This is a genomic window from Micromonospora sp. NBS 11-29 (genome assembly GCF_002140155.1).
Classification (GTDB): Bacteria; Actinomycetota; Actinomycetes; order Mycobacteriales; family Micromonosporaceae; genus Micromonospora.
Genome location: NZ_NAPR01000030.1, coordinates 1 through 323 on the forward strand (window position 1 = coordinate 1; position 323 = coordinate 323).

Genomic DNA, 323 nt, shown 5'->3' on the forward strand with positions numbered 1-323 from the left:
CCCCGCGCCGCCACCAGCACACAGGCGTCCTCAAGAGACAACACACCCGCCACATGGGCGGCGGTCACCTCACCGATCGAATGCCCGGCAACGTAGTCCGCGCCGATCCCCCACGACGACAACAACTCCCACAGGGCGACCTCGACCGCGAACAACCCCGCCTGCGTAAAGGCGGTCTGATCCAACAGGTCACCCCCGTCGAACACCACCTCCCGCAACGACCGATCAAGACGCCCCTCGAACAACGCGCACACCCGATCGAACGCTTCCGCGAACACCGGGAACGCCTCGTACAGTCCCCGACCCATCCCGGACCGCTGCGC

General features: G+C 66.9%; 1 protein-coding gene. It reads right to left on the reverse strand.

Annotated elements, in window-relative coordinates:
- The coding region (locus B1205_RS32550) for an acyltransferase domain-containing protein (RefSeq protein WP_254910246.1) at nucleotides 1-323 on the reverse strand (323 nt) is incomplete at both ends.